This is a genomic window from Microbacterium sp. DT81.1 (assembly GCF_049844955.1).
Classification (GTDB): domain Bacteria; phylum Actinomycetota; class Actinomycetes; order Actinomycetales; family Microbacteriaceae; genus Microbacterium.
The window spans coordinates 533,750-555,491 of sequence record NZ_JBNCMA010000003.1 but is presented as its reverse complement, the minus strand read 5'-3'; the positions used below and the strand labels follow the sequence as shown (position 1 = coordinate 555,491).

Below are 21,742 nucleotides of genomic sequence, written 5' to 3'. Positions count from 1 at the left end.
TTACGCCGTTGACCCTCGGGAGGATGGGCTCTGCGCTCTCCAGAGACTTCGGTGTCCCGCTTGCAGGAGCATCCTGCGTTGCGGCTCTACGGCTGCGCGGGCACGGTTCCCCGTGCTGTCCACGCTGACCCCGTAACTTCGAACGGGGCGGGCGGCATCTCGAACCGAAGCGTGTGTTCCAACCGCAGCCGTCCCGCGTCGTCAAGCGATGCGATGTACGCCCCGACCGGACCCACGCCGCGCACGTAGGGTTGCCACCAGTCTTCGAAAGTCGGATGGAGCACGCGCACCGTCAACACGGTCTCGGCGATCTCATGGAGCCCGGCCGCAGCCAGGTAGCGGCCGAGCTGTCCCCGTCGAGTACCCGGGCGCTCGGATTCGGACGGCGCGTCCGGATCGACCGTGCTGAGCACCTTCCAGAATTGACTAAGCGGGCTGGTACCCCCGGCGTGGTCCCATACGCACGCTGCAACGACGCCGCCGGGGCGGACCACACGCGCCACTTCCCGAAGGTCGTGCACCGGGTCGCTCATGAAGTGGACCACCAGTTGCGCCAGCGCGACGTCGAACTCGGCATCTTCGAAGGGAAGATCGCCCGCAGCCGCCATCTCGATCCGTGCTCCCGGAAAGCGCTCCCGCGCCGCCGCTGAGTACGACGCTGAGGGCTCGACTCCGGTGACCGCCGCCGCTCCCAGTCGAGCGACGAGCTCAGCTGTCAGCGCCCCGGGCCCGCACCCCACATCGAGCACGCGCTGACCCTGCTGGACACCCGCGAAATTCGAAAATGGGGAGCTCAACAGCTCGGAATAGCGACCCATGAAGCGGTCGTAATCGACCGCTGCGCCCTCGAATCCCATGCGCACACCGTACGTCCCCCGACCCATCGGTGGAAGGGCCCGCCCGATCAGTGCAGGCAGCGGAAGCATCCTCCCAAGATCGGTATGCGCGAATAGTACGGCGCACCACGAATCCACGCCGACCAGCACCGCCCATCCGCGCCCGGCGGCTGACGGGGACGGTCGGGCTATAGCGAGCTGCCCGCACAGGGATCGATCAAAGCGTGATGTCGGGTTGCCGTTGGGCGATCTCGGTCGTGAGCCAGCGAAAGACCGGCAGCGATGACGTCGGGGAGGCGACGTTGGCGCGAACGTAGCCACGGCTCGCGAACTCGAGAGCGTGACGGCGCGGCTCCGTGTACACGTCGAGGGGCAGCATCCCGCCGCGGAAACGCGCTCGAGACACCTCGGCGACTCGCGCCCGCAACTCGACTTCATGATCGGCGAAGTACTCCTCGGCGATCGCAAGGATCTCGCGCACGACACGTCGGTTCTCCGAACGCTCCTGCAACGCGTGCACCAGATCCGGAGGAGTCGGCTCGTCCTGAGCTCTGATTCGGGCGATGTCCTCACCGCTGCGCTTCTGCGCGAAGAAGGCGTCGGCCGAGGCATCGTTGTGGCGTCGCTCCGGCGCTAGTACTCGGTGAAGCTGCCGCTCGGGCAGTCCGGCACGCGCGCGGCGACGCTGGAGCCGCCTTGCTTTGTTCTCCCGCTCACGATAGGTCGCGCGTTGGTCAGGAGTGGGCGACCATGCAGGGTCGCGGCCGGCAGCCCGCGCACGGTCGACCGCGCGGCGTCGCGCCTCGTTCGCCTTCTTTGGGTCAGAAGCCTCACGTGCCCGCCGGCGCTCAGCGATCGCGTCGCGATTGCGGTGGTAGTAGTCGCGCTGCGCCCACTTGTAAGTCTCCGGGTGCTTCTGCTTGTACCGCTCGCGCGCCTGCTGGCGTTCCTCCGGGTGTTCCTTGGCCCAGGCCTTCGCGCGATCGATCCCCTTCTGACGCCGCGCCTTCTCCTCCCGCTCGCGTTGAGCACGATCACGTTCGCGTTCGCGGTTCTTGCGGCGGATGTCCTCGCGGTTCCGCTCGCGGTACTCGGCGTAGTACGTCGGGTGGGCCTCGTTCCATGCCTTCCGCTGTGCGGCCAGGCGCGCAGCACGCTCGTCGTCGTCGCTCGGCTGTGCGTCACTCATATCGGATCCACCATGAGCACGCCGTCGAGCGAAACGAGCGCGGTGAACAACTCCTCGCGCGTCGCGGTGGGGTCGGTGATCGCTCTTGCGACAAGCGCACGCATCCGTTCGCGCTCGACGTCGGACACATCGCCCAGCCGCGCGAGACACCATTCGATGTCGTCGGCGAGCCTGTAGCGCGGATCATCCACCTCGATGCCGGGGTAGTACAGGAACGCGAGCACAGCCACGTGCTCAAGGACAGCGTCAGCGCGTTCACGATCACTCATGCCAGGAAGGTGCGCGCCCACCGCCCACAGTTGGCACAGCGATGTCGGCTGGTCGGTCTACTGTCTTGCATGTTCGGCCGGACGAGGAGGCTCCATGGTCGAACCGAGCCGATGGCACCCGCTCCTCGCAACGCAGGAAGGTCCGACGGGCACGTGGACCTTGGTGGACGCGTACGACCGCGTGTACGGCACCATCGAGATCCGCCGACTGAACGTCAACGACGTCCGTTACCGTGCCAGCTTTCAGGGCGAGGTCATCGGCTGGTCAACAACTCTCCGCCTCGCCTGCGAGCGGGTTCACGGCGAGTTCCTGCGGAACCACGGCCCGAACGGCGGACCGATCGCGAGTTGGGGCACGAACGAGCGAGGTCAACCGATCGAATAGCTGCTAGGCCGCTTCGATGTCTTCCTCGTCGAGGAAGTCGAGCGCCGGATCATCGCCCGCTCCGTCGTCGGTCGAGAGTAGCGAGGTATCGGGGTTCACGCGGCGTAGGGTCCGTTCGAGGATTCCTGCCGGCCCCCGATCCACGCTGCGGTCGGGCTCGATGTAGTGCCCTTCTGTGATCGCGGTCGATCCGTGGCCGAGGAAGGTGGCGGCAGCGTCGGCGCTCGCCCCACGCGCGATGACCGTTGCACCGGTCCGCCGATACCAGCGCAACGTGATCCCCTCCCCCGCAAGATCTGCCAACTCGAGGAACGCTCGGAAGGTACGCCGCACATTGAACGGGCTAAGTGGTTTGCCCGCACGATTGGCGAAGATGGTCCGTTCCGGGTCGGTAGTCAGGGTGCCGGCGAGCCGTGCTCGAACGACGTCCGCAGCGAAGTCGGGGACCGCGATTCGGCGGATAGAGTGCTCGGTCTTCGGGTGGTCTTGACGGACGGCACCGCTGCCGGTGCGCAACACGACCGTCCCCGTCACCGAGATCGTCATCCCGCTGGAACGGTCCTCGACATCGCACACGCGGAGAGCGAGGCACTCGCCGATGCGCAGTGCGGTGCCGAGGAGCACTTCGATGATGTCGCGCACCTGCCCGTCGGGCTTGGGTCCCTTGACGTCGGGTCCGGTCCGCCAGCGACCCGCGGCATCGCGGATCGCATCGATCTGCTCGACGGTCAACGCCTGACGCTCGCCCTTCGGCCGGCGCAGTGGGCTCGTTCCCTGCACCGGATTCCGCGGGATCGCGTCGTGCCGAAGAGCAAAACCGAAGAGTTGATTGAGAATCGTCCGCGAGTGGTGCGCTCGAGAGAACGACACGGCCCTCTCAGCGCGGAGGAACCACTCCACGCGGCCCGTGGTGATCTCACCGAGCGAGAAATGCTCGAACTGCGGCCGCACGCGGAGGCGGAGATCATCGCGGTAGTTCTTCTTCGTCCCATCCGACAGCTCGCGCATCTCCAGATCCTCGAGCCACAGATCAGCGAGGTCACGGAAGGAGCTGCTGAAATCGAGCAGGCCTCCCGCCCCGAAGCCCGGCCTGTCCAGCAGGCGCTCCTTCAAACGGGCTCGAGCGGCCGACTCCGTACGTGCAGCACCCGTCACTCTGCGCAGGCGCCCGTCTGCGTCGCGAATGCGCGCCAACGCCACGTACGACGATCCTCGCCTGCTGACACTGATGGTTCCGTATGAGCCGATCAGGGTGCGCGGCCGCCCCCCGTTCACAACACTCCGCCGCTGTGTCGCTGCTGGTCGGCCAGCTCCATTCGGTGCACCCATGCGTCGATCTCGCTCTTGCGAAATCTCAACTGCGTGCCGACGCGGAATCCACGGGGTCCGCGGCCCTTGCTGCGCAGGTCGTAGATCGTCTGGACGGAGACCTTCAACTCGTCCGCAAGCTCGGCCAACGAGACGTAGTTCCCGTGTCCTGGCTCGGAGGTGCCAACAGCGTCCATATAGCGAAGGTGCGCGGGCCTCACCGCGTACGTTCCAGATACTTCGAGAAGGTCCGAGAGCGCACTTCGGCGACTCGGCGAAGTGTCCAGTAAACGACTAACAAACATTCAAGCTCCCTGATCAGGGAGTGAAGATTTGGGACATCACCGGGAGTTTTGGTGGACCTGAGGGGACTCGAACCCCTGACCCCCTGCATGCCATGCAGGTGCGCTACCAGCTGCGCCACAGGCCCAGATTTGCTTTCCCGGCTCGGCCGGGGCAACCCCACTAGATTACTACATCGCGTGCGGTGCGACGAACCGGCGCCGGATGTCGGAGAGTCGCCCTACTGTCTGATGCACGACGAATGGAGGCACCATGGCCGTCCTCGGCAACATCGTGTTCTACGCGCAGGATCCGCAGGCGCTCGCCCACTTCTGGTCAGACGTCTTCGGCTATCCGAAGCTCGAGTGGGAAGACCCGATGAAGCAGCAGCTGCTGGATGCGGGGCTGACCGAAGCGGACCTCGGGGCGCGTGCGCTCGCCGAGGACCCCGAAGGCAAGGGACCGCGTCTCTTCTTCCACCACGCCGACGGGCCCAAGCAGGGGCGCAACCGGCTGCATCTCGACGTGTCCGTGAACCCGGCCGCGGGCGTCGGCACCACGGCCGAGCAGCTGGATGCCGAGAAGGACCGACTGGTCGCGCTCGGCGCACAGGTCGTGCGGCTCGTCGACCAATCGTGGGGTCCGTGGCCCGAGCGCTACTGGCAGCTGCGAGACCCCGAGGGCAACGAGTTCTGCCTTCAGTAGGCGGAGCTGGGGCTCCGCGGCTCGGCGCTCAGACCGCGCGGGGGTCTGCCGCGGTGCGTGCCGGCAGCTCGATCGGCACGACAGGGCAGTCCTTCCAGAGGCGCTCCAGCGAGTAGTAGACGCGCTCCTGCTCGTGGAAGACGTGGGCGACGAGATCGCCGAAGTCCAGCAGCACCCAGCGTCCCTCCTGCCGGCCCTCGCGGCGTACGCGCCGGTGCCCAGCCTCGAGCAGCTTCTCCTCGATCTCGTCGGCGATCGCACCGACGTTGCGCTCGTTGCGCCCGGTGACGAGCAGGAAGATGTCGACCAGCGGCAGAGGGCCGGAGACGTCGAGCCCGATGAGATCCTCCCCGCCCTTGGCGTCTGCGGCGCGTGCCGCGATCTGCAGCATCTCTACGGCCTGGGGGGTGGCGGTCATCGCAAAGCTCCTGTCACAAAAGCAAGAATCAGCACCCCGACGAGGGCGAGCGCCAGTGCGCCCGCCGTGATCGCCAACGTGAGCATGAGCCGGCTGCCCTTCTCGGGTGCCGGCGGTCGAATGATCTCCTGAGCACCCTTGACGGTGCTGATCGCGGCGCTCGCGGCGATCGGGGTCGGCGACGACGAGGCCGGGATCTCGCGATCGAAGAGAACCGCATCCGTCTCCTTGCCATCGGCGGTGCCGGCGGCGTGCCCGGTAGAGCCGAGACCCTCCGGCAGCGACATCGAGCCGGTGATGAGCACCTCGCCGGTCGCGGTGACGGGCCCGACGATCGGGGAGTGCGACGGCGCCTGGGAGAGGATCAGCGCGTTCGAGGTCGACTGCGCGCCCGTGGAGGTCGCACTGCGGGCGATCAGCTGGTCGAACGACGGGGGCAGTGCGACGGGCTCAGCGCCGGCGAGCAGTTCCGAACCGAAGCCGGGCCGCAGCACCGGCCGTTCGGCATCCGGCTCGGCCGAAGCGGAGTCGCCATCGGCGTACTCTTCCGCCACCAGCTCGTCGTGCCGGTCGTCATCGGATGCCGCTGGAAGTGCGTCCCCGGACAGTTCTTCGGCGGCGGGCTCGGGAGTATCGGCGTGCTCGGGATCCTCAGCGGGCTCGGCGACCCCGGCGGGTCTGGGAGCCCATGACGGCTCGGACACCGGGTGCGGCTCCCCCGACGCCGCGAGTTCATCGGCGCGCTCCTGCTCGACCGCTCCGGCCGCCGCGGCCGCATGCGCCGCCATCGCGTCGGGCGTGATGACCGACACGGAGGCGGTGCGGATGCGCTCCTGCTGGCGTGCCTGGCGCCGGGTGAGCGGCGCGACCCCGAGGTCGACGTTCGCATCGGCGATCGGCACCGCAGACACGACCGCCGGCTCGGCGGGGCGGGCGAAGTGCACACTCGGCGCCGGCCGCGGGGCAGGCCCGGCGGTGTGCTCGCTCTCGCCGGTCGCGCTCTCGACCTGCTCGCTGTCCACCCGCTCGCTCTCGGCGGGCGGGCTCTCCACCGGCTCGCTCTCGGCCGGCTCGCGTTCCATCGTCTTCACCGGCTGCTCGACCGGCGCCTTGGCGGTGCCGGGGATCACGGTGTCCGGGCCGATGATCGGCGTGGCGCCTGTCATTCGAATCTCACGCAACTGCTTGCGGGTCAGCTGAGGCTCGCCAGGCTGCTCGGGTGTGCTCATGCCTTGCTCCGATACAGATGATGCTTTCCGATGTACTGGACCACCCCGTCGGGAACGAGATACCAGACGGGATGTCCCTTGCGCACGCGATCCCTGCAGTCCGTCGAGGAGATCGAGAGTGCGGGAACCTCGAGTTGACTCACGTCATCGCTGGGCAGGCCCGCGATGCTGAGCACGTGCCCTGGACGCGACACCGCGACGAAATGAGCGAGGTTCCACAACTCATCATGGTCCCTCCAACTGAGGATTTGCGCTACGGCGTCTGCGCCGGTGATGAAGAAGAGCTCCGCATCCGGGCGCTGCGCCTTGAGATCACGGAGCGTGTCGATCGTGTAGGTGGGACCGGCTCGGTCGATGTCCACGCGGCTCACGGTGAAACGAGGATTGGATGCCGTGGCGATCACGGTCATCAGATACCGGTGCTCGGTGGAGGTGACCTCGTGCTTCTGCCACGGGCGACCGGTGGGGACGAAGACCACCTCGTCGAGGTCGAACCACTGCGCGACCTCGCTCGCGGCTACGAGGTGTCCGTGGTGGATGGGATCGAAGGTCCCGCCCATCACCCCGATCCGCAAGGGCCGCGTGGCGTCTGTCATTCAGTCGCCCTAGTGGCCCTGCCCCGTCCCGTGCTCCTCTTTGCCGTGGGCGGCGGCGAAGGCCGCGGACTTTCCGGCGTGGCGGTTCGCCACGTTGCGGTACGACAGGGTGACGAGGGCAAGGGCGCCGAAGACCAGGAGGGCGACGATCCCATAACCGACGGTCTCGAGCGCGACGTTTCCGTGCTTCTCCGACTCAGCGGCGGCCTGCACGAGAAGTGTGGCGAGAGACATCCGTACTCCCTTTCGAGTGGTCTTGGGTCGGGTGGTCGAGAGACCGGCTGGTCCAGTTTATGGGTTAGCCGCGCACTTGTCCGGAACCGCGCGCGAGCCACTTGGTGCTGGTCAGCTCGCCGAGGCCCATCGGACCGCGCGCGTGCAGCTTCTGGGTCGAGATCCCGACCTCGGCGCCGAAGCCGAACTCGCCCCCGTCGGTGAAGCGCGTCGACGCGTTGGCCATGACGACCGCGGAGTCCACTTCGGCGAGGAATCGTTCCGCGTTGCGGGTGTCGGTGGTGACGATCGACTCGGTGTGACCGGTGGAGTACCGGCGGATGTGCGCGAGCGCATCATCCAGGGAATCGACGACGCGCACGGCGATGTCGAGGCTCAGGTACTCGGTCGCCCAGTCCTCCTCGGTCGCCGCGACGACGTCGGACGTGAGCGAGGCCACGGTCTCGTCGCCGTGCACCGTGACGCCCTCCGCCTGCAGCGCGGGAACCACGACGGGCACGAGGCGCTCCGCTGCCGGGCGCAGCACCAGAACCGTCTCGACGGCGTTGCACACGCTCGGGCGCTGCACCTTGGCATTCACCACGATGTCGCGCGCCCAGTCCAGGGGGGCGGACTCATCGAGCACGATGTGCACGTTGCCGGCGCCCGTCTCGATCACGGGCACGCTGGACTCGGTGACGACCGTCTCGATGAGCGAGGCGCTGCCGCGGGGGACGAGCACGTCGACCAGGCCGCGCGCCTGCATCAGGGCACGGGCGCCCTCGCGCCCGAAGTCGTCGACGGACTGGATCGCCTCGGGGGTCACGCCGGCGGCATCCAGCGCATCGCGCATGACGCGCACGAGCACGCTGTTCGACTCCTTGGCGGCGCTGCCGCCTCGCAGCACCACGGCGTTGCCCGAGCGGAGGGCGAGCGCCGCGATGTCGACCGTGACGTTGGGCCGCGCCTCGTAGATCGCGCCGACCACCCCGAACGGCACGCGCACCTGCTCGAGCCCCACGCCGTTGGGCATCCGGTGGCCGCCGACGACCTGGCCGACCGGATCGGGAAGCGCGGCGATCTGCCGCACGGCATCGGCGAGGGCGGTGACGCGCTTCGAATCCAGCCGCAGCCGATCGATCAGCGATTCGCCGATGCCGTCGGCACGGCCCCGCTCGATGTCCTGCCCGTTGGCGCGGATGATCTCGTCCGCGGCATCCACCAGCGCCTTCGCAATCGCTTCGAGGGCGCTCGCCTTGTCGTCGCTGGTCAGCCGGGCCGTTGCGCGCGAGGCGTCCTTGGCGCGCACCAGGCGAGCGTGCACGTCGTCGATCTGGATGGCAGAGGCGGGTGCGCCGGGGACCGGCACGCCGCCCACGGCGGTCTCGACTGCGGAAAGAGTCACCGTTTCAGTGTATCCAGGGGCCCTGTCATGGGCGCAGCCGTGTCGGGCCGAGGCTCGAACCAGGTGCCGATGGGTGCGCCTTCGAGTGCCTCGCGCACGAGATCGGCGCTCGTGACAAGCACTCCGATTCCGGATGCCGCGGCGAGGCGTGCCGCGGACACCTTGGTCGCCGCTCCCCCGGTGCCGACGCTGTTCACCACGACCGACCCGAACTCCAGTCCTCGTAGATCGTCATCGTGCGCGATGGTGTCGATGGGCTCCGCACCCGGGTCCTGCGGTGGGCGGGTGTAGAGCGACTCGATGTCGCTCAGCAGGATGAGCACGTCCGCGGAGATGAGGTGCGCGACGAGCGCCGCCAGCCGGTCGTTGTCGCCGAAGCGGATCTCGTGCGTGGCCACGGTGTCGTTCTCGTTGACGATGGGCAGGATGCGGAGGCCGAGCAGTCTCTCCATCGCACGCTGCGCGTTGTTGCGGTGCGTCGGGTTCTCGAGGTCGCCGGCGGTGAGGAGCACCTGGCCGGCGACGATTCCGAATCGATCGAGCGAGTCCTGATAGCGGTAGATCAGCACGTTCTGCCCCACGGCCGCGGCAGCCTGCTGGGTCGCGAGATCGCTGGGTCTGGCGTCGAGTGCGAGGTACGGCATCCCGGTCGCGATCGCACCGGATGAGACCAGGATGACCTCCGTGCCGCGGGCGTGAGCTGCCGCCAGCGCGTCGACGATGAGGCCGATGCGCCATGCGCCGTCCCCGCTGATCGAGGAGGATCCCACCTTCACCACGACACGCCGGGCGGCGCGGACGTCGGCTCGTGCGACTGCGGTCACTCCTCGCCCTCCTCGTCCCTGCGGGCCAGCCGCTGGGTCTCGAGTTCGGCGCGGGCCTCGGCCTTGGCGTCCATGCGGTCGTGATAGGTCTCGCGGCGCTGCGTCGTCGTCCTGCGGCCGCCTTCGTACAGACGCGGGTCGGTGCCGCGGGGGGCGGAGATGAGCTCCGCGGCCGAGGACACCGTGGGCTCCCAGTCGAAGATGACCCCATCTCCCTCGCCGATGACGACCGTCGAACCGGGGGTGGCACCCGAGCGGTACAGCTCGTCCTCGACGCCGAGGCGCTCGAGGCGATCGGCGAGGTAGCCCACCGCTTCGTCGTTCGTGAAGTCCGTCTGCTGCACCCATCGCACCGGCTTCTCGCCGAGCACGCGGTAGATGTTCCCGTACGTTCCGCCCTCGACGCGGACGGTGAACTCCTTCTGGGCGCCGCGCGGGCGGATCACGATCTTCTCAGGCGCGGGCGTCGCGGCCAGCGCGGCACGGTGCTCTTCGATGATGCCGCCGAGGGCGAAGGTGAGCTCGCGAAGACCCTTGTGCGCGACCGTCGAGATCTCGAACACGCGGTAACCGCGGGCCTCGAGCTCCGGCCGCACCATCTCGGCGAGGTCCTTCGCTTCCGGCACATCGATCTTATTCAGCGCGATGAGCTGCGGCCGCTCGAGCAGCGGCGTCTGCCCCTCGGGCACAGGGTAGGCGGCGAGCTCCGCGAGGATGACGTCGAGGTCGCTGAGGGGGTCGCGACCGGGGTCGAGGGTCGCGCAGTCGAGCACATGCACGAGCGCCGTGCAGCGCTCGACGTGACGGAGGAACTCCAGGCCGAGCCCACGGCCCTCGCTCGCGCCCTCGATGAGACCCGGCACGTCGGCGACGGTGAAGCGGATGTCGCCGGACTGCACCACGCCGAGGTTGGGGTGCAGGGTCGTGAAGGGGTAGTCCGCGATCTTCGGACGTGCGGCGGAGATGGCCGCGATGAGGCTCGACTTGCCTGCCGATGGGAAGCCGACGAGGGCCACGTCCGCGACGGTCTTCAGCTCGAGGACGAGGTCGCCCTCCCAGCCGGGCGTGCCGAGCAGAGCGAATCCGGGGGCTTTGCGCTTGGGCGAGGCGAGTGCGGCATTGCCGAGCCCGCCGATGCCGCCGGGAGCGGCGACGAACCGCATGCCGGGTTCGATCATGTCCACGAGCGTCGTGCCGTCGACATCCTTCACCACGGTGCCGACCGGTACGGGGAGCTCGAGCGACTCGCCCTGCGCGCCGGAGCGGTGATCGCCCATGCCGAAGCCGCCGTTGCCTCCCGCGCGATGCGGCGAGTGGTGGTACGACAGCAGCGTCGTCACCTGGGGGTCCGCGACCAGGACGACGTCGCCGCCGTGTCCGCCGTTGCCGCCGTCGGGTCCGGCGAGCGGCTTGAACTTCTCGCGCTTGACCGACACGCAGCCGTTGCCACCCTTGCCCGCGCGGAGGTGGAGCGTCACCTCGTCGACGAATGTGACCATGTGTGCCTGCCCCCTAGCGGGTTGAAGTTGTGGAAAAAGCAGAACGGGACGGGCCGAAGCCCGCCCCGTTCGAGTGCTGTGTACGAGTGATTACTCGGCGCCGACAGCGGCGACGATGTTGACGACCTTGCGGCCGCCCTTGCGACCGAACTCGACGGCACCGGCCTCGAGGGCGAAGAGCGTGTCGTCGCCACCGCGACCGACGTTGGCGCCGGGGTGGAAGTGCGTGCCGCGCTGGCGGACCAGGATCTCGCCGGCGTTGACCTTCTGGCCGCCGAAGCGCTTCACGCCCAGACGCTGGGAGTTGGAGTCGCGACCGTTACGGGTGGAGCTTGCGCCCTTTTTGTGTGCCATGTCTGAGTCTCTTCCGTGCTTACTTGATGCCGGTGACCTTGACGCGCGTGAGGTCCTGACGGTGTCCCTGGCGCTTCTTGTAGCCGGTCTTGTTCTTGAACTTCTGGATGACGATCTTCGGGCCGCGCAGCTCGCCGAGCACCTCGGCGGTCACGGTCACCTTCGCGAGCTTGTCGGCGTCGGTGGTGACATCGTCACCGTCGACCAGGAGCACGGCGGGGAGCACGATGTTCTCGCCCTGCTTGGCCTTCTGGCGGTCGAGGGTCACGATCGTGCCGACCTCGACCTTTTCCTGGCGGCCACCGGCGCGCACAACTGCGTAAACCACTTCACACCTGTTTCGTTGGGGAGCACGGGGCTCCGGATATCACGGAAGTCTTTGCTTGCGGATGCAAGGGTGCGGAAGCAACGCTCTTGTCGTGGCTCTGCACGGTCGAGGCCCGGGGGCTGACGACCATGCGGCGCCACAAGACGCACCAAAGGACTACTTTACCTGACGCTCGCGCAATGTCGCAAAGCGAGCGCTGTGCGTGTCGCCCCCGCGACCGCATTCACGGCGGACTCCCACTCTCTCGCCGCGCATAGGATCATCGCGTGACGATCCTCGTGGACCAGGCGATGTGGCCGGCGCACGGCCGGCTGTGGGCCCACCTGATCAGCGACTCGCATCTCGACGAGCTGCACGCGTTCGCCGAGGCGAACGGCATCCCCCGCCGCGGATTCGATCGCGATCACTACGACGTTCCCGTCGAAGCGCTCGGGCGGCTGGTCGCCGCCGGGGCGCGGCCGGTGAGCGCGCACGAGCTCGTGCGCGCCCTCATCGCCTCAGGACTGCGCGTGACGGCGCGCGAGCGCCGCGACGGCCGCTGACCTACTCCTCCCCCTGGGGAGCGTGCACCACGGGTGTGCCGCTGAGCGCCGCCGTCGTCACGCGGCGTCGCGACCGCCCCTGGCCGGGCGCCTTCGGCTCCGGCAGGGCCTTGAGCACCGAGTCCAGCAGCTGGTCGGCCTCCGTCTTCGGGGCGCGGTCGGCCGGCTGGCGCTTCTTGCGTGCCTTCTTCGGCCGCTCGGCGGGCTCCTGCTCCAGGGCCGCGGGTGCCTCGGGCGCGGCCACGTCCGGGGCCACGGTCACGACATCCGGCTCCGGGTGCGGGGCGGCGATGGTCGACGCGGCGATCTGCGCGAGCGCGGACTTCATGCCCTCGGTGATCATGTGGGTGCCACCCGATGCGCCGTTGCCCGAGGAGGTCGAACCTCCGCGGGCGGGGCGACGGGCCGACGTCCCGTTCTGCGGCGCCGCCGAGCGGTGCCGGACGACGGGATCGTGGTGCACCACAACGCCGCGGCCCGCGCACACGTCGCAGGGCTCGCTGAAGGTCTCGAGCAGTCCCAGCCCGAGCTTCTTGCGCGTCATCTGCACGAGCCCGAGCGAGGTGACCTCGGCCACCTGGTGCTTGGTGCGGTCGCGGCTGAGGCACTCCACGAGTCGGCGCAGCACGAGGTCGCGGTTGGACTCGAGCACCATGTCGATGAAGTCGACGACGATGATGCCGCCGATGTCGCGCAGTCGCAACTGGCGGACGATCTCTTCCGCCGCCTCGAGGTTGTTCTTGGTGACGGTCTCTTCGAGGTTGCCGCCGGTGCCGACGAACTTGCCGGTGTTGACGTCGACGACCGTCATGGCCTCGGTGCGGTCGATCACGAGCGAACCGCCGGAGGGCAGCCACACCTTGCGGTCCAGCGCCTTCTCGATCTGCTCGGTGACCCGGAATTCGTCGAACGGATCCGCGTCGCTGTCGTAGCGCTCGACGCGCTCCAGCAGGTCCGGCGCGACGCCTCGCAGGTAGCTCTCGATCGTGTGCTGTGCGTCATCCCCCTGGATCAGCATCCGGGTGAAGTCCTCGTTGAAGACGTCGCGGACGATCTTCACCAGCAGATCGGGCTCCGAGTGCAGGAGCGCCGGTGCCTGAATGGTCTCGAGCTGCTCGCTGATGTGCTGCCACTGGCCGGTGAGCCGCTGCACGTCGAGCGTCAGCTGCTCCTCGGTGGCGCCTTCGGCTGCGGTGCGCACGATGACGCCGGCCGATTCCGGGAGCACCTCCTTGAGGATCCGCTTCAGGCGTGCCCGCTCGGTGTCGGGAAGCTTGCGGGAGATGCCGTTCATCGAGCCGGCTGGTACGTACACGAGGTAGCGACCGGGCAGCGAGATCTGACTCGTCAGGCGGGCGCCCTTGTGGCCCACCGGATCCTTGGTGACCTGCACGAGCACGCGGTCGCCCGACTTGAGGGCCAGCTCGATGCGACGAGGCTGGTTCCCGGTCTCGACGGCATCCCAGTCGACCTCACCGGAGTACAGCACAGCGTTGCGGCCGCGGCCGATGTCGACGAAGGCCGCCTCCATGCTCGGCAGCACGTTCTGCACGCGGCCGAGATACACGTTTCCGATGAGCGAGGCATCCTGGTTGCGTGCGACGTAGTGCTCGACGAGCACCTTGTCCTCGAGCACGGCGATCTGGATGCGCCCGTTCTTCGAGCGGACGATCATCTCGCGGTCGACGGCCTCGCGGCGCGCAAGGAACTCGGCCTCGGTGACGACGGGACGGCGGCGTCCGGCCTCGCGACCGTCGCGGCGGCGCTGCTTCTTCGCCTCCAGGCGAGTGGAGCCCTTGATGCGCTGCGGCTCGGTGATGTACTCCACCGCGCGCTGGCGGGTGCGCGGCTCGCGCGCTGGGCGCTCGGCCGGGGCAGCCGCGTCGGTCTGCACGTCGTCGTCACGCGTGTCGCCTCGGCGACGGCTGCGGCGGCGGGCGGATGACGGGGTCTGCTCCTCGACGTCATCCCGGTCATCCTGCGGCGCTCGTTCGGGCAGCGGGGCGATCTCGGGTGCGTAGAACAGGAGCTGCGTGGAGACCTGAGAGACGAAGACCTCCGGGAGCAGGCCGAGGCTCACCGCCGTGACAGGGCCGGGCTCGGGGTCGGGCTCGGCATCCGGTTCGGCGTCGGCATCGGGCTCGCCGCCGGTGGGCAGCTCCACGTCCGGGCCTTCCAGCGGCTCGGGAAGCCATTCCGCTTCGGTGCCGGGGGCGTCTCCTCCGGCGTCGGACGGCTCGGGCTCGCCCGTGGGCAGCTCGACGTCGGGGCCTTCGAGGGGCTCCTGCGTGGGCTCTGGAGCCGGTGAGGGTGCCGTGGCATCGGGCTCACCGGCTTCGGCCGCTCCCGCTGGATCCGGCGTCTCTACCGCCGGCTGCGTGCCTTGATCTGCGTTGTTCTCGTGGCGGTCAAGGGTGTCATTGCTCTCATCAGCCATCACTGGCACTCCCTGCGGGGCGACATCCGCGCGTCACCCGGCGAAATCTCAGGCGGTGCCGCACCTGCGGTGCCGCGAACTCACTCGGTCTGCGACCGGCTCCTGGCTCTGGTCGCGGGGCATTCGTCGCCCCGAAGTCTTCTGCGATGCGGTTCGCGGCGCGGCCGCGGATGCATCGACAGCCATTATCGCACTAAACCATGGGATCGCGTGTTTCCGCCACGCATGCGGTGCCCGCCACCCGTGGTGCGCGCGGCTTCGTCCCGGAAGGCGATGCCATAATCCGAGCATGCCGGAACAGCGCACCCGCCCGACCGCCCTCGCCGTCTGGCTGATCGTCGCCGGCGCAATCGGGTGGTGGGCGGCGTTCCAGCTGACGCTCGAACGGTTTCAGCTGCTGGCCGATCCGGATGCGGCGCTGGGCTGCGACTTCAGCATCCTGGTGCAGTGCCGGGCCAACCTCGAGTCGTGGCAGGGCGAGCTGTTCGGATTCCCGAATCCGATCCTGGGCCTGTCGGCGTGGATCGCCCCGATCGTCGTCGGGGTCGCCATCCTCGCCGGCGCGCGCTTCGCGCGGTGGTTCTGGCTGCTCTTCGAGGCCGGGATGGTGCTCGCCCTCGTCTTCGTGATCTGGCTCATCACGCAGAGCATCTTCGTGCTGGGCACACTGTGCCCCTGGTGCATGGTGACGTGGCTCGTGACCATCCCCACCGTCTACGCGGTCACGCTGCACGTGCTGCGCAACGGAGCAGTGCCGGTTTCCGCCGCGGTGCGACGGCGCGCCGATCACCTCATGGGATGGGTGCCGCTCTTCGCGGTGCTCAGCTACGCGGTCATCGCGGTCCTCGCGCAGCTCCGCCTCGACGTGATCGGCAACCTGTTCTAGCTGCGCTGCACTTTCCTGTCGACGCGTCGCGAATCGACGCAGCGCGTGCAGGAATGTGCCGCTCGAGCTACGGGAACCAGATGTCGAGCTCGCGCTCCGCAGACTCGGTGCTGTCGCTGCCGTGCACGAGGTTCTGCTGCACCTTGAGGCCCCAGTCGCGGCCGAAGTCGCCGCGGATCGTGCCGGGCGCCGCGGTGGTCGGGTCGGTCGTGCCGGCGAGCGAGCGGAATCCTTCGATGACGCGGTTGCCCGCGAGCCGGATCGCGACGGAGGGTCCCGACATCATGAACTCGAGCAGCGGCTCGTAGAACGGCTTGCCCTCGTGCTCGGCGTAGTGCCGCTCGAGCACGTCGCGGTCGGGCTCGGCGAGGCGGATGTCGACGAGCGAGTACCCCTTCGCCTCGACGCGGGCAAGGATCGCGCCCGTCAGGCCGCGCGCGACGCCGTCGGGCTTGACGAGGACGAGGGTCTCTTCAGTGGCCATTGTCAGTCACTCTCTTTCCGGGGTCTGGGGCTGCGTCGGGTGATCCTGCTGCTGCGACGGGGAATCGGCGCCGGATGCCGAGCGAGCCTCGATGCGTGCTCCACCGATCGTCGCATACGCCCACATGCCGCCGAAAACGAGCGCGATGAGCAGGAACGCGGGGACGAGGAACGCACCGAGCGCGACGAGCAGCTGCAGCACCCAGCCGAAGGCGATCGCCCAGCGGTGATGCAGCATGCCGGCGGTCAGGACCATCAGCACGGCGAGGACCGACCCGGTGACGACCCCCCACCAGGACGGGATCCCCTCAGGGAGCACGTTGAGGCCGTAGACCACCAGGCCACCGAGGAAGACGACCACGGACTCGAAGCCGAGCACGATCGCGCCCAGATTCTCCACCAGGGTCCTGCGGCGCCGGGGGCGCGGGGCGGGTTCGGGCGCCGTTTGGGCGGTCATGCGTCGAGCCCTGCCTTCCACCCCTCGGCCGACGCGACGGCGATCGCCTCTCCCGCGAGCACGACCGAGCCGGCGATGACGACGGCCCGGCGGTCGGATGCCGCGGCCCACTCCCGCGCCGCCGCGGCGGCGTCGGCGACGTCGTGGTGCACGGTCGTGGCGAGTCCGTGGGCCTCGGCCAGGTCGGCGATCGTGTCGGCATCGCTCGCGCGATCCGAGTCCGGCGCCGTCGCGAAGACGTGCGCGGCGCGGGGGGCCAGGGCATCCACGATGCCCGCGGCATCCTTGTCGCCCAGCACTCCGAGCACGACACCCCACTCGTCGAAGTCGAACGAATCGGTCAGCGCGGAGGCCAGCGCCCGCGCGCCGTGCGGGTTGTGGGCCGCGTCGACGAGCACCGTCGGGGCCACGCCCACCAGCTGCAGGCGCCCCGGCGAGAGCACCTCGCTCAGGCCCTCGGCGAGGATGTCGCCGGCGATCGGCTGCCGGCCACCGCCGATCAGGGACTCGACCGCGGCGATCGCCAGGGCGGCGTTCGCGCCCTGATGCGCGCCATAGAGCGGCAGGTACTCCTCGGGATAGGTGCCGGCGAGGCCGCGGACCGAGATGAGCTGACCACCGACGGCCAGGCGGTCATCCGTCAGCGCGAACTCGCCGCCCTCGAAGGCGATCGATGCCTCACGGGCCGCGGCGGCGGAGCGCAGCACGGCCTCGGCCGCGGGGTCCTGCTTCGCGGAGACGACGGCGGCGCCGTCCTTGATGATCCCCGCCTTGACGGAGGCGATCTCGCGGATGGTCTCGCCCAGGCGGTCGGCGTGGTCGATGTCGATCGGCGCGAAGACGGCCACGTCCCCGTCGGCGGTGTTCGTCGAGTCCCAGGATCCGCCCATCCCGACCTCGAGCACGAGCACGTCCACCGGGGCATCCGCGCAGGCGACGAACGCCAGCACGGTGAGCAGCTCGAAGAAGGTCAGCGGCGCATCGTCCGCGGCCTCGAGCTGGGCATCCACCAGGTCGACGAACGGCGAGATCTCGTCCCACGCGTCGGCGATCGCGGCATCCGAAACGGGCTCGCCGTCGATCATGATGCGCTCGGTGAAGCGCTCGAGATGCGGGCTGGTGAAGAGGCCGGTGCGCAACCCATGCGCCCGCACGAGGCTCTCGATGATGCGGCTGGTCGACGTCTTGCCATTGGTCCCCGTGACGTGCACCACGCGGTACGTGCGCTGCGGATCGGCGAGCAGCTCGAGCACACGGGCGGTGCGCTCGACGCGCGGCTGCACCCACCGCTCGCCCCGACGCTCGAGCAGCGTCGCGTAGACGGCATCCGCCCTCGCTCGGTCGTTCACGCGGACGCCCCCAGCTTCTCGGCCGAGACGAGCCTCTGGACCGACACCCTGAAGGCGCCGGCGTTCGCGAACGCACCAGCGGCGAACTCCGCCGAGTGATCGGGCGTTCGTCCATCGAGCTGCTCGCCCAGCAGCGTCTCGCCCGCGGAGCCCCGCACCGAGAACTCGGTCGCCAGGGTCTCCCCGGCGACGTCGGCGACGTCGAAGGCCGACGCGACCGCCCGGGCGTCGTCGCCGTCGGCGAAGGCCAGTTCGAGACGGATCCGGTCGCTGACGTCGAAGCGGGCCGCCTTGCGCGTGTCCTGCACGGCGCGCACGACGTCGCGCGCCAGCCCCTCGGCGGCCAGCTCCGGCGTCATGGTCGTGTCGAGCAGCACGAAGCCGCCGCCGCCCCCCTCCGCAGAGGGGAGCAGGGCCAGAGCCTCGCCCTCCGGGCGTCCCGTGGTTTCGAGCACGAGGTCGTACTCCCCCGGCTCGAGGGCGATCCCGCCGGCGGTCACGACGCCGTCGGCCTCGCTCCAGTCGCCGGCGCGTGCTGCCTGGATGACCTGCTGCACCTGCTTGCCGAGGCGGGGACCCGCCGCGCGCGCGTTGACCGTGAGCCGGTGGGTGATGCCGTACTCGACGGCCGTCTCGGGTGCGAGTTCGACGAGCTCGACCGCCTTGACGTTCAGTTCGTCGCGCAGGATGTCCTCGAACTGCGCGAGAGCCGCGACATCCGCCGCCACCACGGTCAGCCTCCCGAGCGGCAGGCGTACGCGGAGCCCCTCCTTCTTCCGAAGGGCGTTGGCGACGCTCGACAGCTCGCGCACGGCATCCATCGCGGGACGGATGTCGGCGTGGTGCGGGAAGGCATCCGCATCCGGCCAGTCGGTGAGGTGCACGCTGCGCCCGCCCGTGAGTCCCTGCCAGACGCGCTCGGAGACGAGCGGGATCAGCGGCGCGGCCACCCGCGTGAGGGTCTCGAGCACCGTGTAGAGGGTGTCGAAAGCCTCGTTGCTCTGTCGGTTCGCGGCATCCACGCCCGTCCAGAAGCGGTCGCGCGATCGCCGGATGTACCAATTCGTCAGCACCTCGGCGAAGTCGCGCAGCTTGCCGGCCGCGGTCGTCGAGTCCAGCCCCTCGAGGTCTGCCCGCACGCCGCGCACCAGATCGCCCGTGAGCGCCAGGATGTACTGGTCGAGCGGGTCGGTCGACGCCGTGCTCCACCTCGCGTCGTACCCGCTTCCCTCCGGGCCGCCCGCTGCGTTGGCGTAGGTCGAGAAGAAGTACCACGAGCTCCACAGCGGCAGCAGGAACTCCCGGACGCCCTGGCGGATGCCCTCCTCCGTGACGACGAGGTTGCCGCCTCGCAGCACCGAACTCGCCATCAGGAACCACCTCATCGCGTCCGACCCGTCGCGATCGAAGACCTCGGAGACGTCGGGGTAGTTGCGCAGCGACTTCGACATCTTCTGCCCGTCGCTGCCCAGCACGATGCCGTGGCACGAGACGCCCGTGAACGCCGGACGGTCGAACAGCGCACCCGAGAGCACGTGCATGACGTAGAACCAGCCGCGGGTCTGGCCGATGTACTCGACGATGAAGTCGGCGGGCGAGTGCTCGTCGAACCACTGCGCGTTCTCGAACGGGTAGTGCACCTGCGCGAACGGCATCGACCCGGAGTCGAACCACACGTCGAGCACGTCCTCGATGCGCCGCATCGTACTGCGCCCCGTGGGATCGTCCGGATTCGGGCGCGTCAGGTCGTCGATGAACGGGCGGTGCAGGTCGACCTCGCCCTCCGCGTTCCGCGGCAGCCGTCCGAAGTCGCGCTCGATCTCCTCGAGGGAGCCGTACGCGTCGATCCGGGGATACTCGGGGTCATCGCTCTTCCAGATCGGGATCGGCGAGCCCCAGTACCGGTTGCGGCTGATCGACCAGTCCCGGGCGCCGCTGAGCCACTTGCCGAACTGCCCGTGCTTGACGTTCTCGGGCACCCAGGTGATGTCCTCGTTCAGCTCGACGAGGCGATCGCGGAAGTCCGTGACCCGCACGAACCAGCTCGACACCGCCTTGTAGATGAGCGGGTTGCGGCAGCGCCAGCAGTGCGGATAGGTGTGCTCGTAGCTCGCCAGGCGCAGCAGGCGGCCGTTCTGGCGCAGGATGCGGAGGAGCGGCGTGTTCGCGTCCATCCACAGCTCGCCGGCGACATCCGTCACCATCGGCAGGAATCGTCCGCCGTCATCGAGGGAGATGATGGTCGGGATGCCGGCGGCCTCGCCGACCCGCTGGTCGTCCTCGCCGTAGGCCGGCGCCTGGTGCACGATGCCGGTGCCGTCGCTGGTCGTCACGTAGTCATCGACGAGGATGCGCCAGGCGTTCCGGGTCCCCCAGGCCTCCTCGTCGGCGTAGTAGTCGAACAGCCGGTCGTAGTGAACGTCGGCGAGTTCCGCGCCGGTGAGACGCGCGTCGACGGCGGCCGCGGCATCCGCTGCACTCTCGTACCCGAGGTCCTTGGCGTAGTTCGGCAGCAGCTCCTCTGCCAGCAGATAGCGATGCGATTCGGCCTCGGCGGCCTCGTCGTCGCGATGCACGTCGGCGGCGCCGAGCGGGCCGCCGGGGACCACGACGTACCGGATGTCGGGGCCGACCGCCAGCGCGAAGTTGGTGGGCAGCGTCCATGGCGTGGTGGTCCACGCGAGGGCGCGCACGCCGGTCAGGCCGAGGCTCTCGGCCTTCACGCCCACCAGCGGGAATGTCACCGTGACGGAGGGATCCTGGCGCATCTTGTAGACGTCGTCGTCCATCCGCAGCTCGTGCGCGCTCAGCGGCGTCTCGTCGCGCCAGCAGTAGGGCAGCACGCGGTAGCCCTCGTATGCGAGACCCTTGTCGTAGAGGGTCTTGAACGCCCAGAGGACGCTCTCCATGTAGGTCGTGTCGAGCGTCTTGTACCCGCGCTCGAAGTCGACCCAGCGGGCCTGACGCCCGACGTAGTCCTCCCACTCGCGGGTGTAGGCGAGCACGGACTCCCGCGCCTTCGCGTTGAAGGCGTCGATGCCCATCGCCTCGATCTGAGCCTTCTCGCTGATGCCGAGCTGATTCATCGCCTCGAGTTCGGCCGGCAGTCCGTGCGTATCCCAGCCGAAGACGCGGTCGACCCGGTGGCCGGTCATCGTCTGGAATCGCGGGAACACGTCCTTGGCGTAGCCGGTCAGCAGATGTCCGTAGTGCGGGAGCCCGTTCGCGAACGGCGGGCCGTCGTAGAACACCCACTCGGGCGCCCCGTCGCGCTGCGCGATGCTCGCCCGGAACGTGTCGTCGGCGCGCCAGAACTCCTGCACCTCGGCCTCGATGGCCGGAAAGCGGGGGCTCGGCGGGACGTCGGGTCCTGATTTGGGATACGTCATGTCACTCCAGCAGGTTGCGATGCTTCCTGCGAGGACGACCCTCCCGTTCGGGAAACCCGCGGTACCACCCCGCTTAGCGCGCCCCGTCGAAACCGGCGAAGCGCACTCGCTCTTCCTGCGGCTGTGACGGGCCTGCCCCGTTCGGTTCTACTGAGCCCCGGAGGGGACCGTTCTTCCGAAGACTCCCCGGTGATGGCCGGATCGGTGTCTGTGCGTCGATTCTAACGGGCGAGGGACCCTCCTCGCCCTCCGCCGCGAGAATCGGTCCGGCGGCCCGGAATCGGCGCGCCGCACGGGGGCTCGGTCGCCGGACCGATTTTCAACGTTGCGGCGGTTGTTGGACGGGATCCAGCAAGCCC

General features: G+C 69.0%; 23 protein-coding genes and 1 tRNA gene. 4 read left to right on the top strand and 20 right to left on the bottom strand.

What is annotated here, in order from left to right:
• Window positions 1–86: 86 nt before the first annotated feature.
• From ACLQ2Q_RS11205 to ACLQ2Q_RS11195, 3 genes are all read right to left on the bottom strand, one after another.
• A complete protein-coding gene (locus ACLQ2Q_RS11205) occupies window positions 87–857 on the bottom strand; it encodes a class I SAM-dependent methyltransferase (protein ID WP_425820511.1) in 771 nt (256 codons plus the stop codon).
• Between the two features lie 196 nt (window positions 858–1,053).
• Window positions 1,054–2,025 (bottom strand): hypothetical protein, encoded by a 972-nt coding sequence (locus ACLQ2Q_RS11200; RefSeq protein ID WP_425820510.1) that lies wholly within the window; start codon window positions 2,023–2,025, stop codon window positions 1,054–1,056.
• Window positions 2,022–2,294, bottom strand: coding sequence for a hypothetical protein (locus ACLQ2Q_RS11195; RefSeq protein ID WP_425820509.1), 273 nt, complete (start codon window positions 2,292–2,294; stop codon window positions 2,022–2,024). The genes ACLQ2Q_RS11200 and ACLQ2Q_RS11195 overlap by 4 nt, the downstream gene beginning before the upstream one ends.
• 94 nt (window positions 2,295–2,388) lie before the next feature.
• On the opposite strand from ACLQ2Q_RS11195, the gene ACLQ2Q_RS11190 reads away from it, so the two are divergent.
• Complete coding sequence (locus ACLQ2Q_RS11190) at window positions 2,389–2,679, top strand: hypothetical protein (RefSeq protein WP_425820508.1); 291 nt, start codon at window positions 2,389–2,391, stop codon at window positions 2,677–2,679.
• Window positions 2,680–2,682: 3 nt separating this feature from the next.
• Here the strand turns inward: ACLQ2Q_RS11190 and ACLQ2Q_RS11185 are convergent, their stop codons facing one another.
• The 3 genes from ACLQ2Q_RS11185 to ACLQ2Q_RS11175 form a co-directional block, all read right to left on the bottom strand.
• Window positions 2,683–3,879, bottom strand: a complete 1,197-nt coding sequence (locus ACLQ2Q_RS11185; protein ID WP_425820507.1) for a site-specific integrase — start codon at window positions 3,877–3,879, stop codon at window positions 2,683–2,685.
• 71 nt (window positions 3,880–3,950) lie between these two features.
• The gene (locus ACLQ2Q_RS11180; RefSeq protein WP_425820506.1) at window positions 3,951–4,184 is read right to left on the bottom strand and encodes a helix-turn-helix transcriptional regulator; all 234 of its coding nucleotides are present in this window, start codon (window positions 4,182–4,184) and stop codon (window positions 3,951–3,953) included.
• Between the two features lie 157 nt (window positions 4,185–4,341).
• Window positions 4,342–4,417 (bottom strand) — tRNA-Ala (locus ACLQ2Q_RS11175).
• Between the two features lie 125 nt (window positions 4,418–4,542).
• On the opposite strand from ACLQ2Q_RS11175, the gene ACLQ2Q_RS11170 reads away from it, so the two are divergent.
• Window positions 4,543–4,974 (top strand): VOC family protein, encoded by a 432-nt coding sequence (locus tag ACLQ2Q_RS11170; protein WP_425820505.1) that lies wholly within the window; start codon window positions 4,543–4,545, stop codon window positions 4,972–4,974.
• A gap of 28 nt (window positions 4,975–5,002) precedes the next feature.
• On the opposite strand, the gene rsfS is transcribed toward ACLQ2Q_RS11170, so the two are convergent.
• The 9 genes from rsfS to rplU form a co-directional block, all read right to left on the bottom strand.
• Window positions 5,003–5,392 carry a ribosome silencing factor gene (gene rsfS / locus ACLQ2Q_RS11165; RefSeq protein ID WP_425820504.1) on the bottom strand — a complete coding sequence of 130 codons (390 nt, stop codon included), beginning with the start codon at window positions 5,390–5,392 and terminating at the stop codon, window positions 5,003–5,005.
• Window positions 5,389–6,621, bottom strand: coding sequence for a hypothetical protein (locus ACLQ2Q_RS11160; RefSeq protein WP_425820503.1), 1,233 nt, complete (start codon window positions 6,619–6,621; stop codon window positions 5,389–5,391). The genes rsfS and ACLQ2Q_RS11160 overlap by 4 nt, the downstream gene beginning before the upstream one ends.
• Complete coding sequence (gene nadD / locus ACLQ2Q_RS11155) at window positions 6,618–7,217, bottom strand: nicotinate-nucleotide adenylyltransferase (RefSeq protein WP_425820502.1); 600 nt, start codon at window positions 7,215–7,217, stop codon at window positions 6,618–6,620. The genes ACLQ2Q_RS11160 and nadD overlap by 4 nt, the downstream gene beginning before the upstream one ends.
• 9 nt (window positions 7,218–7,226) lie before the next feature.
• Window positions 7,227–7,451 carry a hypothetical protein gene (locus ACLQ2Q_RS11150; RefSeq protein WP_425820501.1) on the bottom strand — a complete coding sequence of 75 codons (225 nt, stop codon included), beginning with the start codon at window positions 7,449–7,451 and terminating at the stop codon, window positions 7,227–7,229.
• Window positions 7,452–7,515: 64 nt separating this feature from the next.
• Complete coding sequence (locus tag ACLQ2Q_RS11145; protein WP_425820588.1) at window positions 7,516–8,799, bottom strand: glutamate-5-semialdehyde dehydrogenase; 1,284 nt, start codon at window positions 8,797–8,799, stop codon at window positions 7,516–7,518.
• A 32-nt stretch (window positions 8,800–8,831) separates the two neighbouring features.
• The gene (gene proB, locus ACLQ2Q_RS11140; RefSeq protein WP_425820500.1) at window positions 8,832–9,659 is read right to left on the bottom strand and encodes a glutamate 5-kinase; all 828 of its coding nucleotides are present in this window, start codon (window positions 9,657–9,659) and stop codon (window positions 8,832–8,834) included.
• The gene (gene obgE / locus ACLQ2Q_RS11135; protein WP_425820499.1) at window positions 9,656–11,158 is read right to left on the bottom strand and encodes a GTPase ObgE; all 1,503 of its coding nucleotides are present in this window, start codon (window positions 11,156–11,158) and stop codon (window positions 9,656–9,658) included. The genes proB and obgE overlap by 4 nt, the downstream gene beginning before the upstream one ends.
• A 90-nt stretch (window positions 11,159–11,248) precedes the next feature.
• On the bottom strand, window positions 11,249–11,512 hold the full coding sequence (gene rpmA, locus ACLQ2Q_RS11130; RefSeq protein WP_425820498.1) for a 50S ribosomal protein L27: 264 nt from the start codon (window positions 11,510–11,512) through the stop codon (window positions 11,249–11,251).
• Between the two features lie 19 nt (window positions 11,513–11,531).
• Complete coding sequence (gene rplU / locus ACLQ2Q_RS11125) at window positions 11,532–11,840, bottom strand: 50S ribosomal protein L21 (protein WP_425820497.1); 309 nt, start codon at window positions 11,838–11,840, stop codon at window positions 11,532–11,534.
• Window positions 11,841–12,106: 266 nt separating this feature from the next.
• Here rplU and ACLQ2Q_RS11120 point away from each other — a divergent pair, with 266 nt between their 5' ends.
• Entirely contained in the window at window positions 12,107–12,382 is a 276-nt protein-coding gene (locus ACLQ2Q_RS11120; RefSeq protein WP_425820496.1) for a DUF4031 domain-containing protein, read from the top strand.
• A gap of 1 nt (window position 12,383) precedes the next feature.
• On the opposite strand, the gene ACLQ2Q_RS11115 is transcribed toward ACLQ2Q_RS11120, so the two are convergent.
• Window positions 12,384–14,819 carry an Rne/Rng family ribonuclease gene (locus ACLQ2Q_RS11115; RefSeq protein WP_425820495.1) on the bottom strand — a complete coding sequence of 812 codons (2,436 nt, stop codon included), beginning with the start codon at window positions 14,817–14,819 and terminating at the stop codon, window positions 12,384–12,386.
• A 289-nt stretch (window positions 14,820–15,108) separates the two neighbouring features.
• On the opposite strand from ACLQ2Q_RS11115, the gene ACLQ2Q_RS11110 reads away from it, so the two are divergent.
• Entirely contained in the window at window positions 15,109–15,705 is a 597-nt protein-coding gene (locus ACLQ2Q_RS11110; protein ID WP_425820494.1) for a vitamin K epoxide reductase family protein, read from the top strand.
• Window positions 15,706–15,772: 67 nt separating this feature from the next.
• On the opposite strand, the gene ndk is transcribed toward ACLQ2Q_RS11110, so the two are convergent.
• Genes ndk through ileS form a run of 4 tightly spaced genes read right to left on the bottom strand, consistent with a single transcriptional unit; the run spans window position 15,773 to window position 21,383 of the window.
• A complete protein-coding gene (gene ndk / locus ACLQ2Q_RS11105; protein WP_425820493.1) occupies window positions 15,773–16,189 on the bottom strand; it encodes a nucleoside-diphosphate kinase in 417 nt (138 codons plus the stop codon).
• A 6-nt stretch (window positions 16,190–16,195) separates the two neighbouring features.
• Window positions 16,196–16,645: a DUF4233 domain-containing protein gene (locus ACLQ2Q_RS11100; RefSeq protein ID WP_425820492.1), complete on the bottom strand. Its 450-nt coding sequence runs from the start codon at window positions 16,643–16,645 to the stop codon at window positions 16,196–16,198.
• On the bottom strand, window positions 16,642–17,994 hold the full coding sequence (locus ACLQ2Q_RS11095; RefSeq protein ID WP_425820491.1) for a bifunctional folylpolyglutamate synthase/dihydrofolate synthase: 1,353 nt from the start codon (window positions 17,992–17,994) through the stop codon (window positions 16,642–16,644). Before ACLQ2Q_RS11095 ends, ACLQ2Q_RS11100 begins: the two co-directional genes overlap by 4 nt.
• On the bottom strand, window positions 17,991–21,383 hold the full coding sequence (ileS, locus tag ACLQ2Q_RS11090) for an isoleucine--tRNA ligase (RefSeq protein WP_425820490.1): 3,393 nt from the start codon (window positions 21,381–21,383) through the stop codon (window positions 17,991–17,993). Before ileS ends, ACLQ2Q_RS11095 begins: the two co-directional genes overlap by 4 nt.
• Between the last annotated feature and the right edge of the window lie 359 nt (window positions 21,384–21,742).

Excerpts from the sequence above, each read along its gene's own strand:
- ACLQ2Q_RS11205 (WP_425820511.1), bottom strand. The coding sequence starts at position 857 with ATGGGATTCGAGGGCGCAGCGGTCGATTACGACCGCTTCATGGGTCGC.
- ACLQ2Q_RS11200 (WP_425820510.1), bottom strand. The coding sequence starts at position 2,025 with ATGAGTGACGCACAGCCGAGCGACGACGACGAGCGTGCTGCGCGCCTG.
- ACLQ2Q_RS11195 (WP_425820509.1), bottom strand. The coding sequence starts at position 2,294 with ATGAGTGATCGTGAACGCGCTGACGCTGTCCTTGAGCACGTGGCTGTG.
- ACLQ2Q_RS11190 (WP_425820508.1), top strand. The coding sequence starts at position 2,389 with ATGGTCGAACCGAGCCGATGGCACCCGCTCCTCGCAACGCAGGAAGGT.
- ACLQ2Q_RS11180 (WP_425820506.1), bottom strand. The coding sequence starts at position 4,184 with ATGGACGCTGTTGGCACCTCCGAGCCAGGACACGGGAACTACGTCTCG.
- ACLQ2Q_RS11170 (WP_425820505.1), top strand. The coding sequence starts at position 4,543 with ATGGCCGTCCTCGGCAACATCGTGTTCTACGCGCAGGATCCGCAGGCG.
- rsfS (WP_425820504.1), bottom strand. The coding sequence starts at position 5,392 with ATGACCGCCACCCCCCAGGCCGTAGAGATGCTGCAGATCGCGGCACGC.
- ACLQ2Q_RS11160 (WP_425820503.1), bottom strand. The coding sequence starts at position 6,621 with ATGAGCACACCCGAGCAGCCTGGCGAGCCTCAGCTGACCCGCAAGCAG.
- nadD (WP_425820502.1), bottom strand. The coding sequence starts at position 7,217 with ATGACAGACGCCACGCGGCCCTTGCGGATCGGGGTGATGGGCGGGACC.
- ACLQ2Q_RS11150 (WP_425820501.1), bottom strand. The coding sequence starts at position 7,451 with ATGTCTCTCGCCACACTTCTCGTGCAGGCCGCCGCTGAGTCGGAGAAG.
- obgE (WP_425820499.1), bottom strand. The coding sequence starts at position 11,158 with ATGGTCACATTCGTCGACGAGGTGACGCTCCACCTCCGCGCGGGCAAG.
- rpmA (WP_425820498.1), bottom strand. The coding sequence starts at position 11,512 with ATGGCACACAAAAAGGGCGCAAGCTCCACCCGTAACGGTCGCGACTCC.
- ACLQ2Q_RS11115 (WP_425820495.1), bottom strand. The coding sequence starts at position 14,819 with ATGGCTGATGAGAGCAATGACACCCTTGACCGCCACGAGAACAACGCA.
- ACLQ2Q_RS11110 (WP_425820494.1), top strand. The coding sequence starts at position 15,109 with ATGCCGGAACAGCGCACCCGCCCGACCGCCCTCGCCGTCTGGCTGATC.
- ndk (WP_425820493.1), bottom strand. The coding sequence starts at position 16,189 with ATGGCCACTGAAGAGACCCTCGTCCTCGTCAAGCCCGACGGCGTCGCG.
- ACLQ2Q_RS11100 (WP_425820492.1), bottom strand. The coding sequence starts at position 16,645 with ATGACCGCCCAAACGGCGCCCGAACCCGCCCCGCGCCCCCGGCGCCGC.
- ileS (WP_425820490.1), bottom strand. The coding sequence starts at position 21,383 with ATGACGTATCCCAAATCAGGACCCGACGTCCCGCCGAGCCCCCGCTTT.